Source organism: Arthrobacter sp. ISL-48 (assembly GCF_018613805.1).
GTDB lineage: Bacteria > Actinomycetota > Actinomycetes > Actinomycetales > Micrococcaceae > Arthrobacter.
The window spans coordinates 27,188-41,681 of sequence record NZ_JAGGPL010000011.1; the positions used below are offsets into that span (position 1 = coordinate 27,188).

Sequence of the window (14,494 nt, forward strand, 5' to 3'; positions counted from 1 at the left end):
GGGCTTGAAGCTTCGAACCTTAACCTTCGAGTTGAAGGTTATAGTTATGTCAAGTAACTCATGTTGTGACGCTATTTCCTCTGCTTCGGACATTCAATAACCGCCGCCGCGTGTCGTGGGAATACCGGGCAAATAAAGCATTTCAGCGCGTTACGGGGTGCCGGGGCGCGCTGACGTCGTAAACCCGCACGGGGTTCTTCGGGTCGGCAGGAACCTTCAGGAGCGCTTCAAGCACCTTCGCCTTCAGTTCCTTCTCCCCTGCGTTGCCCCAAACGACGGTTTGGCCGTCAGTGAGTTTGAGTTCGACGGCGTCAACCGACTGGGCGGAAGCGTTGGACAGCTTCGCAAGGACTTCCGGCGGAAGAGCGCCGAGGACCGCTGCGGTGGCCTGGAACAGGTCCTTGCCGATTGCTCCGGCTCCGCCGTCGATCACGGGCAGCGCTACAGACCTCGGATCCGCCGTGGTGGCCAGTTGTACGCCGTCCACGTCCACCAGCTGGTACTGCGCGCCCTGCTTGACCAGGGCGACCGGAACCCGTTCCCGGATCTTGACCGCCAGCTCAGATGGCGGCCGCGCTTCGATGGATACCGATTTGATCTGGACCAGCGGCCCCAGGAGCCGGGACACGTCGCCGTCGCTGACCTGGGGCAGGGGTTTGCCCCGCAGCGGCTCCAGCGCGGTCTGCACCTGCTCGGGGGTGAGGAGCTTCGTACCCGAGACGGAAATGGTGGCAACAGCCAGAAGGGGCGAAAAAACAGCGGCGGCCAGGAGCCCCGCGATCACCACCACGGTTAAACCCGCGGCGATGAGGATGTTCCTTTTGACTCGGCGGCCCTTCGGCTCAGGAAAGGCCAGCACATTGTCATCCGCCGCCAAATCCCGGTCTCCGGAATGCGTGCCGAAGCCCTTCGCCTTTATCCGCGCCTCTTTTCCTGTCTTTTTCCCCGTCTTCTTCCCGTTGGAAGATGGTGCCGGAGCGGCGTCAGGTGCGCTCTTGGAGGCGGAGATGACCTCAGGCTCCTTCACGGGGACGCCGCCGCGTCCCGACCCGCCGCGCGAGGCGTACGTGGGGCGCCGCGGGCTAGCCACCCAGTGCCTCCACGATCAGCGGACCGAAGTCGGTCACGTCGCCGGCGCCAACGGTCAGGACGACGTCGCCGACGCCGGCGGCCGCCGCCAGTTCAGCCACAGCCTCCCCACTTGTGACCAGACGGCCACCCGCGTTGAGGTGCTCTGCGATCAGCTGGCTCGTGACGCCCGGAATGGGATCTTCACGGGCAGGATAGATGTCCAGCACAAGGGCCGTATCGGCCAGGTTCAGCGCCTCGGCGAACTGCCGGGAAAACTCCCTGGTGCGTGAGAAGAGGTGCGGCTGGAACAGGACGTGGACCTTGTGCTCCCCCGCAACGGAGCGCGCCGCCGCCAGGGCGGCGCGGACCTCGGTGGGATGGTGGGCGTAGTCGTCAAAGACCCGCACGCCGCGCGCTGCGCCCTTCAGTTCGAATCGCCTCGACGCCCCGGAGAAGTGCGCCAGAGACCGCGCGGCGGTGTCCGCATCGACCCCCAGCTCAAGGGCGACGGCGAACGCGGCCGTGGCGTTCAGGGCATTGTGCCGGCCCGGCACCTGAAGCTCCAGGCCGAACCGTCCCGCCGGTGACCTGACGGACACATCTCCTGGTCCGCCGTCGTGCAGCACCAGGTCCGACCGGGCAGAGGTGCCATACAGGACCACCCTGGTGTTGCCGCGGGCACGAGTGCGTTCGGCGAGGGCGAGGGCGCCGGCGTCGTCCGCGCAGGCGATCAGTACACCGTCTGACGGAAGCAGTCCGGTGAACCGGTCAAAGGATTCGTAAACGGCTTCGGCTGTGCCGTAATAGTCCAGGTGGTCAGGTTCCACGTTCGTGACCACGGCCATTTTGGGCCGGTAGTTCAGGAACGACCCGTCCGATTCATCCGCCTCGGCAATAAACACCCCGGAAGTGCCGTTGGCCGCGTTGACGCCGAGGGCCGGTACGTTGGCCCCGATGGCAAAGGAGGGGTCCAGTCCGGCGCCCTGGAGCAGGACGGTAATCATGGACGTGGTGGTGGACTTGCCATGTGTACCTGCCACCGTCACCACCAGGTCCCCGCCCATCGTGGCAGCCAGGGCCTCCGAACGGTGCAGCACGGGGAGCCCGGCAACGCGTGCGGCCGCGAGCTCGGGGTTGTCAGCCCGGATGGCCGAGCCCGCCACGACCGTCTGCGCGTCGCCAAGGTTCCCGGCGCTGTACCCGACGGCGATCCTGGCGCCCGCGTCCGCCAGGTCCGCCATGACCGGCAAGTCCTTTGCGTCTGACCCGCTGACGGGAATCCCCCGCGCCACCATGATCCGGGCCACGGCGGACATGCCCACCCCGCCGATTCCGATGAAGTGGACGCGGCCAAGGGATTCCTGGCTGGGGACGGGGGCGGGGGTCATGCGGATACCGCTTCCAAGACAAGACCAGCCATGCGCTGATCGGCGTTTCTGATTCCAAGGCGGTGTGAGCTGGCTCCCATTGCGGCCAGTCGGCGGTGGTCGGTGACCAGCGGGATGAGTTCGCTGCGAACCCAACCGGGAGTGAAATCGCGGTCTTGGACGAGGAGCGCCCCGCCCGCATCCACGAGCCCCGCAGCGTTGAGCGCCTGTTCGCCGTTGCCAACTGGCAGCGGGACAAACACCGCCGGAACGCCCACGGCGGCGACTTCACAGACGGTGGCGGCACCCGACCGTGCGAGCAGCACGTCCGCGGCGGCGTAGACCAGCTCCATGCCGTCGACATATTCAAGCTGCCGGTATCCAGGCACCGCCAGTGTGCCGCCGTCGGGGGCCAGCACCGCCTTTCCGCGGCCGGTGATATGGAGCGTCTGGATCCCTGCGGCGGCGAGGTCCTCCACAACGGCGGCCACCGTGCGGTTGATGCTCTGCGCGCCGGAGGATCCGCCGGTGACGATCAGTGTTGGCTTGCCGGCATCCAGGCCCAGCGCTTCGCGGGCAGCGGCGCGGGCGGCGGTTCTGTCCAGGCCGGAAATTTCCGTGCGCATGGGCATTCCCACGTGGCGGGCATGACGGAGCTTGGTGGTCTCGAAGGCCACCGCGACGTGCCGGGTCAGCAGTGACCCCACCCTGTTGGCCAGGCCGGGCCGGGTGTTGGCTTCATGGATCACGATGGGAATGCGGCGGCGCCGGGCAGCCAGGTACATGGGCGTACATACGTAGCCGCCTACCCCGACCAGAACATCGGCGTCGGCGTCATCCAGGATTTTGCCGGCCTGGCTTACTGCCCCGGCGAGCCGGGAAGGCAGCCGCAACAGGTCCACGGAGGGCTTCCGGGGAAACGGGACGCGGTCGATCGTGGCAAGTTCCACTCCGGCAGCGGGAACCAGCCTGGTCTCCATGCCCGACGGAGTACCCACCGCAAGGAGGTTGGCCTCCGGCGCGGACACGCGCAGCGCGGCCGCGATGGCCAGGAGCGGGCTGATGTGGCCGGCGGTTCCGCCGCCCGCCAGGACAATGGAGAGCTTTTTCGAAGTCATGTGGTGCTAGGTACGCTTTCTGGCAGTCTTGGTGCGGCCGGTGGTTCCCCGGCCCTTGCCGGCGCCGAATTTCAACATCCGCTTGGGCCTGATGGCAGGGGCCATCTGCTCCCGGGCGAGCGATAAGACCACGCCGATGGCGCACAGGGACATGAGGAGTGCGGACCCGCCGTAGGAAATGAAGGGCAAAGGCACGCCGATGACGGGCATCAGGCCCGTCACCACGGACATGTTGACGGTGGCCTGTCCGAGCAGCCATACCATGATGGTGCCGGCCAGGACCCGGTGGAACATGGCCTCCTGGGCCACTACCACACGGTAGATGGCCGCACCCAGGATGGCGAAGAGGATGAGGACGACGACGGTGCCCACCAGACCCAGTTCCTCGCCGATGATGGCGAAAATGAAGTCGTTGTGGGCTTCCGGGATCCAGCTGTACTTCTGCCGGCTCTGGCCAAGGCCCACACCGAACCAACCGCCGGAAGCGAGTCCGTAGAGCCCGTTAGTTGCCTGGTAGTTGGCGTCGACGCCGTCGGCGCAAGACTGTCCGGTCCACCATGACGTGATACGGCACACCCGGTTTGAGCTGGTAACGGCCATGACGGCCGTTCCCGCCGCGGCCACCAAACCGGCGAAAGCGAACAGGTAGAGCCGCACGCCGGCAAAGAAGAGTGCTGCGGCAGTGATCATCATGATGATCATGGCAGTGCCGAGGTCGTTTCCGAGCAGCACCAATCCGATCACGGCCCCGGCCAGGGGCACAGCGGGGATCAGTACGTGCTGCCATCGCCGGAGCAGCTTCCCCTTCATTGCCAGGACGGTGGCCATCCACAGCGCCAGTGCCAGCTTGGATGCCTCTGACGGCTGGAAGGTGATGCCGCCGAGGTCGATCCAGTTCTTATTGCCGTTGACTTCGGTGCCGACCACCTGGACCAGGACCAGCAGGACCAGCGCGATGCCCAGAACGGGCCAGGCAAGGCGCTTGAGCCAGACCACGTTGATGCGGGACAGGACAAACATGGTGAAGATACCGATGGCGGCGAAGATCCCCTGCTTCAGGGCGTCGCCGTAGGGTGATTTTCCTGCCGCGATGGATTCCACGCTCGAGGCCGAAAGCACCATCATGATGCCGATGGCGGTAAGCGCGAGCGTGGAGCCGAGGATGAGGTAATAGGTGGAACCGTTCCGGGAGGTGCCGTTTCCTTCCAGCGCGGACCAGAAGCCGCGGTACCAGCCCCGGACGCGCGGTGGCACTGTAGGTTTCGCCGCCATGGGCCTTGGCCGAGGGGGTGAAGCTGGTTTTCCGGTGCGCGGATGGGAATCCGGCGGACGGGTGGGCGTGCTGACCATTGTTACTCCTCGCCGGTCTGGGCCTGCCCTTCCACCAGCTCGCGGACAGCTTCGATGAAGGCGTCGCCACGGTGAGCATAGGAAGAGAACTGATCCATGGAAGCAGCAGCCGGCGCCATCAGCACAGTGTCCCCTGAAGCGGCCAGCTGCGCGGCCGACGCAACGGCCCGGGACATCACGGCCCCACCGGAAACCGGAGAGCTGCCCGCGATGGCTCCGCCCGTTACGGCAGTCTGCATATTTTCAGTGTCGCCCGCCGGCGGTGCGATCACTGGTACATCCGGCGCGTGTCGCCGGAGGGCCTCGGCCAGCGGCGCGGTGTCGCTCCCGATCAGCACCACTGCCTTCAGCCGGGCCGCATGGTCCCGGACCAGTTCGTCATAGCTGACACCCTTGGACAGGCCGCCGGCAATCCAGATCACGTTTTGAAAGGTGGCCAGGGAAGCGGACGCGGCGTGCGGGTTGGTGGCCTTGGAGTCATTGACCCAGAGCACCCCGTTCTGGCGTGCGACGGGCTGGATGCGGTGGTTTCCCGGTACGTAGTCCTGGATGCCTTGGCGCACCGCCCTGGGCTCCACGCCGTACGCGCGCACCAGGCCTGCGGCGGCAAGGGCGTTCGCCACCATGTGCCGCGGGGCAAACGGCCCCAGGTCCGCCATCGAGGCAAGCTCGGCTGCGCTGTCCTTGCGTTCCTCGATGAAGGCTCGGTCCACCAGGAGGCCCTCGACCACGCCCAGCATGCTGATGGCCGGGGTAAGCGTGGTGAAGCCCACGGCACGGCAGCCCTCCATCACATCGGCGTTCTCCACCATGCGCTCGGTTTCGATCTGCTCCGCGTTATAGATGCACGCCTTCTGCGTCCGCTCGAAGATTTTGGCCTTGTCCGCCAGGTAGGACGCGTAGGAGCCGTGCCAGTCCACATGGTCCTCGGCCACGTTGAGGCAGACACTGGCAACCGGCGACAGCGAATGGGACCAGTGCAGCTGGAAACTGGACAGCTCCACGGCAAAGACGTCGTAATCGACTGGATCACGGAGGGCATCAAGAATGGGTGTGCCAACGTTGCCGACAGCAATGGCCTTGAGGCCAGCCGCCTGCAGCATTGCTTCGGTAAGGCCGACCGTGGTCGTTTTTCCGTTCGTCCCCGTGATGGTCAGCCAGTCGGCCGTCTTGCGCCCCGCGCGCTCCCGGAGGCGCCAGGCGAGTTCGACGTCGCCCCAGACCGGAATGTGCGCACGTGCGGCGGCTGCCAGCAGGGCCTGGTCCGGTCGCCAGCCGGGCGATGTCACGATCAGCTCGGGGAAGGCGCCGTCGATTTTGGGAACCTGGATCACGGCGTCGGGTCCCAAGAGGACGTCTTCGGCTCCGACGATCTTCAAGGTGTCGGCCTGGGCCTTGGCAGTATCGCTGGTGGCGGCGTCAACCACCACCACCCGGGCACCCAGTTCGATGAGGGTGTCCGCCGCGGCGAAGCCGGAAACCCCGATGCCCGTGACAACGACGCGTAATCCGGCCCAGTCGGAATCCCAGCTCACGAGGCCGTCGAGACGGGGGGAAACAGTCACAGCAGCACAACCCATTCAGCGTAGAAGATACCGAGGCCCACGGCCACAAAGAGCCCGCCCAGGATCCAGAACCTGACCACCACCGTGACTTCTGCCCAGCCCTTGAGTTCGAAGTGATGCTGCAAGGGTGCCATTTTGAAGAAGCGTTTACCCCCGGTGGCTTTGAAATAACCCACCTGGATGATGACTGACAGCGTAATCAGCACAAAGAGGCCGCCAATGATGCCGAGGAGCAGTTCGGTCCTGGAAAGGATCGCAAAGCCCGCGATGGCGCCGCCGATCGCCAATGAACCCGTGTCACCCATGAAGAGCTTGGCGGGTGAAGTGTTCCACCAGAGGAAGCCGACAAGGGCGGCGCTCATGATGGCTGCCAGAAGTGCCAGGTCCAGGGGGTCGCGGACCGAATAGCACCCGCTGCCGGCTTCGCGCGGCGACCCGCAGGCCTGGTTGCTCTGCCAGATACCCATCAGCGTGTAGGCACCGAATACCATGATCGAAGCTCCCGCGGCCAGGCCGTCCAGTCCGTCCGTGAGGTTCACCCCGTTGGTGGCGGCGGTAACGATCAAGTTAGACCACACGACAAATAGGATGGCGCCCACGATGGTCCCGGCGAACGCCAGGTCCAGCCACGGAAGATCGCGGACCAGGGAGATCTTGGTGGACGCTGGCGTGACGCCGTCGGCGTCGGGAAAATTGAGGGCAAGGACAGCGAAGATGACGCCAACGGCGCCCTGCAGGATGAGCTTGGCCTTGGCGTCCAGGCCCAGGCTTCGCTGACGGGAAATCTTGATGAAGTCATCCAGGAAGCCCACCGTGCCCATGCCCACCATGAGGAACAGCAGGATGAGCGCGGAAGCCGAGGGACCCGGCGAATCGGGATTCATCATCCACATGATCAAGTGGGTCAGGCCGTAGCTCAGGAGGACCGCGCAAACCACCACGGCTCCACCCATAGTGGGTGTGCCGCGCTTGGTGTGGTGCGACGTCGGTCCGTCATCCCGGATGAACTGGCCGTAGCTCCTGTGGACGAGCAACCGGATGAACAGCGGGGTCCCAACCAGGGCGCACAACAGGGCAAGGCCAGCGCCGATGAGCAGTGCAATCACAGCAGCTCGCTCCCTTCAGTGGCGGGTACCTGGGCTGGGGGTAATGCTATCCGATCGCCCAAATGCCGCAGCCCTACGCTGTTGGAGGACTTGAACAGCACAAGGTCGCCTGGTTCAAGCTCGGCATTTAGGAGTTCGTAGGCCTCATCCGGGGTTTCCGCAAAGACGCATTCGTCTCCCCAGGAGCCTTCCTGCACCGCGGATACGTACAGGGCACGTGCTTCGCGGCCCACAACCACGAGGCGGGAGATGTTCAGCCGCACCACCTGGGTGCCTACGGCAGCGTGTTCCCGGATCGAGTCAGGACCCAGCTCCAGCATGGCGCCCAGGACGGCCCAGGTACGGCGGCCGCGGCCCAGGTCCGCCAGGGTGCGAAGGGCCGCACGCATGGATTCCGGGTTGGCGTTGTAGGCGTCGTTGATAATGGTGACGCCGTCCGCCCGCTCGGTTCGTTCCATGCGCCAACGGCTGGCGGCTGTTTGGCTGCTAAGGGAGGCTGCGATGTCAGGTCCCGGAATTCCTGCGGCGAAAGCGGCGGCAGCTGCGGCCAGCAGGTTGCCTATGTGGTGTGCGCCGATAAGCCTGCTGCTCACGTGCAGGTCCGGTTCGTCTCCCGGGAGAACAAGGTCGAACTCAGGATTCCCCAGGACGTTCGTGTCAGGCCGCTCAGCCCGCACTGCGGCTTCCTTGTGGCCGTTGGCGGTAAAGCCCAGCACGGCGGCGTGCGTTCGTGCCCGCATGGCGGCAACCCGGTCGTCGTCGAGGTTAATGATGGCGGTCCCGGTGGCCGGGAGGGCTTCCAGAAGTTCACCCTTGGCCCTTGCGATGTTGTCCACGCCGCCGAACTCGCCGGCGTGGGCCGTACCCACGCCGAGAACCACACCGATGTCCGGCACCACCATGTCGGCCAGGTAGCGGATGTGGCCGATTCCCGTAGCTCCCATTTCGATCACGAGGTATCGCGTATCCGTGTCGGCACGGAATACGGTGAGTGGCACGCCGACCTCACCGTTATACGAACCCTGCGGAGCCACAGTGGTTCCTTGCTTGGCCAGGATCCCGGCCAGGAGGTCCTTGGTGGTGGTCTTTCCGGCCGAACCGGTGATTCCTATCACGGTCAGGGCCTCGCCCGCGGCCTCCCGGGCTGCACGGATCCGACGCACAGCTTCGGCCGCCAGCTTGCCCATCGCCACGACGGCATCCTGAACCAGCACGGCGGGATACGTGGCGCCGTCCGGTCCGGCCACGGATCGTTCCGCGAGGACCAGCGTTGCACCCCTGTCAAAGGCGGCGGCAACGAAGTCGTGGCCGTCTGCGTGCTCCCCCGGCTTCGCAACGTAAAGCGATCCGGCGGTGGCCTCCCGGGAATCCGTGACTACGGAGACAGGGGTGACCCCGGCGTCGGCATCCAGGCGGCCGTCTGTGATTTCGGCGATCTCCGCCGCAGTAAATGCAATCATCTCGGTCTAGGACTCTATCCGGTCGTCTTGGAGAACGGTGAATCCCCCTGCTGTCAAGGCGTTCCGCAGTTCCACCCTGTCATCGAGCGCGAGGTTGACCCCCTTGACTTCCTGCCAGACCTCGTGGCCGCGGCCTGCCACCAGGATGGCGTCTCGAGGTCCGGCCAGCTCAACAGCCTGCCGGATCGCGGCGTCCCGGGGGAATACCTCCAGGATGTCGCAGTCCAGCGAGTCCTGCTGCTTAGCGGTACGGGCGCCGGCGAGAACGTCTGCCCGGATGGCTGCGGCGTCTTCATCATGGGGATCGTCATCCGTGACGATGACCGTATCTGCGAGGCGGGCCGCGACAGCTCCCATGGCCGGGCGCTTGCCCTGGTCCCGCTGGCCGGTGGCACCGAAAACCACGATCAGCCTTGAACCCGGAAGCGGCGGTCGGACTGCTTCCAGGGCACGGGCCAGGGCGTCGGTGTTGTGGGCAAAGTCGACCACAGCGGCCGGTTCCTCAGCGACCAGTTGCATACGTCCCGGGACCGCGACGGTGAACGGGTCATGGCGGTCCAGTGCACTCTGGACCGCGGCGACCTCGACCCCGCTGGTGATAACCATCACTGCCGCCAGCGCGGCGTTGGCCACGTTGAAGCTGCCGGGCAGCCCGGTGTGGACCTGCAGTGAAGCCCCGCCGGGGCCACGCAGGGTAAAGTCCGTTCCCAGGCCGCGTGCAGCGGTGTCCGTGACCGTCCAGTCGGCCGGCGCCCCGGCGGGAGTTACAGCGAGCGAGGTGACAGGAATCTCAGCTGTAGACGCAAGCCGGCGACCCCAGCCGTCGTCGACTGTCACAACAGCAGCGCGGGCACGCCGTGGCGTAAAAAGCTCGGCCTTGGTGCTGAAGTATTCGTCCATGGTCCCATGCAGGTCGAGATGGTCCTGGGTGAGGTTCGTGAAGCCGGCAACGTCAAAGACCACACCGTCCACGCGTTGGAACGAAACCGCGTGTGAGGATACTTCCATTGATGCGGCTTCCAGACCCCTTTCCCGCATGAGCGCCAGCAGTCCGTGGAGGTCAGTGGATTCCGGCGTCGTGAGCAGGCTGGGAATCGGTTCGCCGCCCGCCAGGATTTCGATCGTTCCCACCAGGCCCGTCTTCTGGCCCAGGGAGCGCAGCAGCGCGTTGATGAAATAGGTGGTGGTGGTCTTGCCGTTGGTACCGGTAACCCCGAACAGCCGGAGTGCACCCCCCGCGGAAGGCTGGCTGCGGTAGATCATGGCGGAGAGCGGACCCACGACATTCCTTGGTTCATCCACCACCAGCACGGGGACGGACGTGTCCGCCGACAACGCCAGCTGGCGTGCCCCGGCGTCGTCGGTAAGGATGGCTGCCGCCCCGGCTGCCAGGGCCTGCGGAACGAAGTCCGCCCCGTGGCGTACGGCGCCGGGCAAGGCCACGTACAGATCCCCGGGTTCCACCGTGCGTGAGTTGAGGGTAATCCCGGTGACGCTGACGGCGGCGGAAGGACCCGGCACGGCAACTCCGATGGATTCGCCGATGCTGTCCAGGCGGACCGCGGCAACCGCCATCGGCCGGAAGCGGCCATTGGCGGATCCCCCGGTCGGGGCAGTGGCGTTGCCGGGTGCATTGTGCTCTGACAAGGGGATCTCCGATGGTGCTAGTGGATCGGGCCCGCACGAAAATGCTTCAGTGCGGGCGCTGCTGGGAACGCTGCTACTGGGCGTACTGCGGCAGCCTGGCCGGTTCCCCGGTGGACGGCTTGACGTTGTAGGTCCGCAACACCTGGCTCATGACCGAGCGAAAGATCGGGCCATTAGTGATGCCGTAGATGCTGCCCTGAGGCCGCTGCAGTATCACCTCCACAATAAACCGGGGATCGTCCATCGGCGCCATGCCCACGATGGAGGCAGTGTAGCCGCAGTAGCCCGGCTTTCCGTCGTCGCACGGCGATTCCGAGGTACCGGTTTTGGCGCCGACGCGGTACCCGTCAATGGCCGCGTCCTTGATTTCGCCCTCAGTCACAGCACTTTCCAGGATGTCGCGCATCTGCTGCGCAGTGTTCTTTGAAACCACCTGCCGCGGGTCCTTTGCAGGTACCTTCTCCTCGGTCCCGTCGGGGTTAATATAGCCGTCTATCAGCCGCGGCTGGACCATGACGCCGTCATTGGCGATGCTTTGGTAGGCCCGGACTGTCTGCACGGTCGATTGCGACACGCCCTGGCCGAAGAGCACGGTGTACTGCTGGCGACTGTCCCACTGATCCGCGGGGGTGAGGATGCCCGCAGCCTCGGCGGGAAGGCCAATGTCCGGGGCCTCCCCGATTCCGAACTTCTGCAGCCAGTCGTGGCGCTTCTCCTTGCTCAGCCGCTGGCCGACCATCACCGTGCCGGTATTCATGGAGTAGCCGATAATGCCGGCAAGGGTGCGTTGCTCTGTACCGTGGGTAAAGGCGTCGCTGAACGTCTGGTTGTCCACGGTGTAGGTTGGCGGGATGGTGAACCGGTCCAGGGGGCTGGACGTCCCCTCTTCGATCGCGGAGGCGGCGGTAATCATCTTTTCCACTGATCCGGGCTCGTAGGCCGCGGTCACCGCCCGGACGCCGCGGTCTTTAGCGGCCACCTTGCCGGGATCGTTGGGGTCCGGCGAATCGGTGTCAGCCATCGCGATGAGGTTTCCGGTCTTAATATCCGTCACCACGATGGTGCCCCATTCGGCGCTCAGCTTGTCTTTCTGGCTCTGGATGGCCTGCTGGGCGAAGTACTGAATGTCCGAATTGATGGTGAGTTTCACGTCCTTGCCGTTCTCCGGCGGCGTCAGTTGATCCACACCAACAGGAATCCTCAGACCATCGGCGCCGGTCTCGAAAAGCCTCTTGCCGTCAGTTCCCTTCAGGACACCATCCTGGGTCTGCTCAATGCCCGCCTGGCCAGTGGTGCCGTCCTGGAGGAAGCCGACGATCCCGCCTGCGACCGAACCGTTGGGATAGACGCGCTTGCTCACGCCTTCGGTATGCACGCCGGGGATCAATAGCTTCGTGACGCGGTCCTCAACATCCGGCTTCAGATCCTTTGCCACGATGTAGTATTTCTGGTCGCCGGTCACCGCCTTCCTGACGTCGTCCTCGGTCATTCCCAGGGCAGAGGTGAGTTCGCTAATGCCCTGGTCCCTGCTGATATCGACCACCTTCTCCGTCCCGTCCACCAGGCGAGGAAACTTGTCGGTTTTGGTGTTAACGGTCTGGTCCACCACCACGTTGTACCGGATCACGCTGTTGGCCAGGACCGTTCCGTTGGAGTCGAGGATGCTTCCACGTTCTGCAGGCAGGAGCGTCTGTGTCATCCGTTTGTTGAGCGCAGCTTCGGCCATGCCGCCGACGTCCAGGCCCTGCACCAGGAAGAGTTTCCCGCCCACCACCAGGAGGAGCGTCAGCATGATCCCCAGGCCCAGGCGCAAGCGCTTCGTGGGGTTAGGCACCTTCCCGTTTTTTGCCCTGTCGGTCCTCTGCGCCACCGTGATTCCCTTGCTGCTCGCCTTTTGTTTCCCTGCTTTGTTGCCCGTTACGCTGCCGCTTTGTTACGTGGTTTGTTGCGTGGTTTGCGTGAGGGCAACTGTCAATTACTGGCCAGGTACCTTCTGCTCAGGTACCGGAACAGAACCGCCGTGGAGCTCCACAGCCGGCGCTGGTGCTGGCGGTGCCGGCGCTGGTGCTGGCGGTGCCGGCGCTGGTGGTGCCGGTGCGGCGGCCGGAGCCTGTGCCGGTCCGCCCGCCGGCGGTTCAGCACGATCGCTGCTATCCGGCTTCCGGCTGGCCGGCGGCCCTCCAGTGCTGACCGGCGGCATCGCGGTCAGCATCCCGGCAACTGCAGGCGCCGGGATAACGGCACCGGTAGCGCCACCCTTCACGGCCGGGGTCGCCTTGCCAGTGACGGTGAGGGTCGAAAGGTCGATCTGGCCTTTGACCGTGGAAGCTACCATTCCCAAGTCCGTGGCCCTCGCGGCCAGGTTCTGGGGAGCTTCGAAGTTTTGGACCTGCTGTGTCAAATCCTGGTTTTGCTTGGTCAACGTGCTCTGCTTGCCGCGGAGTTCGACGAGTTGGTATTGGGCGGTGGAGACCGAGATGTTCAAGACCAGCACCGTGACCAGGGCCACGGCCAGCAAGGCGAAGCACAGGACAACGAATGGGGCGCGGCGCTTCGCAGGGGCGGAGCGCACCACGGAGAGCGGCGTGCGTACCTTCCGGCCATCACCGGGCGCGCCTGCCGGACTGGTCCTGATGGCCGGTGCGGTGCTGCCAGAGACGACCGGAAAGTTCTTGACGGCGGCGGTGCTCATGCGGCTCTCCTGGCTCTGATTCGTTCCACGGCGCGCAGCCTTGCGGAAGCGGCGCGGGGGTTTTCTGCGATTTCGACGGCGGTGGGCACTTCTGTGCCTTTAGTCAGGGTCTTGAGTTCGGCCTTGTGTTCCTCAAGCTCCACTGGGAATCCGAGCGGAGCCGAGGATTTAGAGCGTGCCTGGAAGACGCTCTTGACGATCTTGTCTTCAAGAGAGTGGTAGGACATGACCACGATGCGCCCGCCCAGGGCGGTGGCCTCCACAGCAGCAGGCACGGCCCGCTCCAGTACTTCGAGTTCCTCGTTGACCTCGATCCGCAGTGCCTGGAACGTCCGCTTTGCGGGGTGGCCGCCTGACTTGGCGGCGGCGGCCGGAACCACCGACCGGATCTGCTCGACGAGCTCGCCGGTGGTGGCGAAAGGCTTCACAGAGCGGGCTGCCACAATTCTGTTGGCGATCCGGCCGGCAAACTTCTCCTCGCCCCATTTCCGGATAATCCTGACCAGCTCGTCTTCGCTGTAGTTGTTCACCACATCAGCGGCGGTCTGGCCCCGGCTGGTGTCCATACGCATGTCCAATGGAGCATCAAATGAGTAGGCAAAACCGCGCTCACGTTCATCCAGCTGGAGTGAGGAGACGCCCAGGTCCATCAGGATGCCGTTAACCTCCGGGACGCCCAGGTCAGCGAGCACATCACTGATCTCGTCATAGACGGCATGGACCAGATCGATCCGTGACGCGAAGGGGGCTAGCCGCTCCCCGGCAAGGGCCAAGGCCTCTTCGTCCCGGTCAATGCCGATCAGGTGCAAGTCGGGGAAACGCTTCAGCATGGCCTCGGAGTGGCCACCCATGCCCAGCGTTGCGTCAATGGCCACAGGAGTTTCACCCTTGCGGCGGGCGGCTTCGAACCCTGGCGCCAACAAGTTGATGCACCGGTCCCTCAGGACCGGCACATGGCGTTCGGACGTCGGCTTCGGTTGATCGTTCATGCCTTCGTCCTTTCCTGGCCTGAGCTGCTTGGTTGTGGCTTCTTGAGCCAGATCCCCATCCGCGCCTATCGTTCATGCCCGCCTGGCTCCGGGGAAGTGAGCCAGGTTGGCCGTCCGATGGGCGGCTGG

General features: G+C 65.0%; 11 protein-coding genes. All 11 read right to left on the bottom strand.

Features of this window, described 5'->3' with window-relative positions; translation table 11 throughout:
- Positions 1-142: 142 nt before the first annotated feature.
- The 11 genes from J7E83_RS12000 to rsmH all read right to left on the bottom strand — a co-directional run bounded on the left by J7E83_RS12000 (position 143) and on the right by rsmH (position 14,365).
- Positions 143-1,090: a cell division protein FtsQ/DivIB gene (locus tag J7E83_RS12000; protein WP_214962353.1), complete on the bottom strand. Its 948-nt coding sequence runs from the start codon at positions 1,088-1,090 to the stop codon at positions 143-145.
- Complete coding sequence (gene murC / locus J7E83_RS12005) at positions 1,083-2,459, bottom strand: UDP-N-acetylmuramate--L-alanine ligase (protein WP_214962355.1); 1,377 nt, start codon at positions 2,457-2,459, stop codon at positions 1,083-1,085. Before murC ends, J7E83_RS12000 begins: the two co-directional genes overlap by 8 nt.
- Positions 2,456-3,556 (bottom strand): undecaprenyldiphospho-muramoylpentapeptide beta-N-acetylglucosaminyltransferase, encoded by a 1,101-nt coding sequence (gene murG / locus J7E83_RS12010; protein WP_214962357.1) that lies wholly within the window; start codon positions 3,554-3,556, stop codon positions 2,456-2,458. The genes murC and murG overlap by 4 nt, the downstream gene beginning before the upstream one ends.
- A 6-nt stretch (positions 3,557-3,562) precedes the next feature.
- Positions 3,563-4,906 carry a putative lipid II flippase FtsW gene (gene ftsW, locus J7E83_RS12015; protein ID WP_214962359.1) on the bottom strand — a complete coding sequence of 448 codons (1,344 nt, stop codon included), beginning with the start codon at positions 4,904-4,906 and terminating at the stop codon, positions 3,563-3,565.
- Positions 4,907-4,908: 2 nt separating this feature from the next.
- Positions 4,909-6,486: a UDP-N-acetylmuramoyl-L-alanine--D-glutamate ligase gene (murD, locus tag J7E83_RS12020; protein WP_214962361.1), complete on the bottom strand. Its 1,578-nt coding sequence runs from the start codon at positions 6,484-6,486 to the stop codon at positions 4,909-4,911.
- Positions 6,468-7,577 carry a phospho-N-acetylmuramoyl-pentapeptide-transferase gene (gene mraY / locus J7E83_RS12025; protein WP_214962363.1) on the bottom strand — a complete coding sequence of 370 codons (1,110 nt, stop codon included), beginning with the start codon at positions 7,575-7,577 and terminating at the stop codon, positions 6,468-6,470. The genes murD and mraY overlap by 19 nt, the downstream gene beginning before the upstream one ends.
- Positions 7,574-9,037 (bottom strand): UDP-N-acetylmuramoyl-tripeptide--D-alanyl-D-alanine ligase, encoded by a 1,464-nt coding sequence (murF, locus tag J7E83_RS12030; protein WP_214962365.1) that lies wholly within the window; start codon positions 9,035-9,037, stop codon positions 7,574-7,576. The genes mraY and murF overlap by 4 nt, the downstream gene beginning before the upstream one ends.
- A gap of 6 nt (positions 9,038-9,043) precedes the next feature.
- On the bottom strand, positions 9,044-10,684 hold the full coding sequence (locus J7E83_RS12035) for a UDP-N-acetylmuramoyl-L-alanyl-D-glutamate--2,6-diaminopimelate ligase (RefSeq protein ID WP_214962367.1): 1,641 nt from the start codon (positions 10,682-10,684) through the stop codon (positions 9,044-9,046).
- A 73-nt stretch (positions 10,685-10,757) separates the two neighbouring features.
- Entirely contained in the window at positions 10,758-12,476 is a 1,719-nt protein-coding gene (locus J7E83_RS12040; protein ID WP_251043813.1) for a penicillin-binding protein 2, read from the bottom strand.
- Between the two features lie 183 nt (positions 12,477-12,659).
- The gene (locus J7E83_RS12045) at positions 12,660-13,376 is read right to left on the bottom strand and encodes a hypothetical protein (protein ID WP_214962371.1); all 717 of its coding nucleotides are present in this window, start codon (positions 13,374-13,376) and stop codon (positions 12,660-12,662) included.
- The gene (gene rsmH / locus J7E83_RS12050; RefSeq protein WP_214962373.1) at positions 13,373-14,365 is read right to left on the bottom strand and encodes a 16S rRNA (cytosine(1402)-N(4))-methyltransferase RsmH; all 993 of its coding nucleotides are present in this window, start codon (positions 14,363-14,365) and stop codon (positions 13,373-13,375) included. The genes J7E83_RS12045 and rsmH overlap by 4 nt, the downstream gene beginning before the upstream one ends.
- Between the last annotated feature and the right edge of the window lie 129 nt (positions 14,366-14,494).

Excerpts from the sequence above, each read along its gene's own strand:
- murG (WP_214962357.1), bottom strand. The coding sequence starts at position 3,556 with ATGACTTCGAAAAAGCTCTCCATTGTCCTGGCGGGCGGCGGAACCGCC.
- rsmH (WP_214962373.1), bottom strand. The coding sequence starts at position 14,365 with ATGAACGATCAACCGAAGCCGACGTCCGAACGCCATGTGCCGGTCCTG.
- murD (WP_214962361.1), bottom strand. The coding sequence starts at position 6,486 with ATGGGTTGTGCTGCTGTGACTGTTTCCCCCCGTCTCGACGGCCTCGTG.
- murF (WP_214962365.1), bottom strand. The coding sequence starts at position 9,037 with ATGATTGCATTTACTGCGGCGGAGATCGCCGAAATCACAGACGGCCGC.
- murC (WP_214962355.1), bottom strand. The coding sequence starts at position 2,459 with ATGACCCCCGCCCCCGTCCCCAGCCAGGAATCCCTTGGCCGCGTCCAC.
- J7E83_RS12045 (WP_214962371.1), bottom strand. The coding sequence starts at position 13,376 with ATGAGCACCGCCGCCGTCAAGAACTTTCCGGTCGTCTCTGGCAGCACC.
- ftsW (WP_214962359.1), bottom strand. The coding sequence starts at position 4,906 with ATGGTCAGCACGCCCACCCGTCCGCCGGATTCCCATCCGCGCACCGGA.
- J7E83_RS12040 (WP_251043813.1), bottom strand. The coding sequence starts at position 12,476 with ATGCTGACGCTCCTCCTGGTGGTGGGCGGGAAACTCTTCCTGGTGCAG.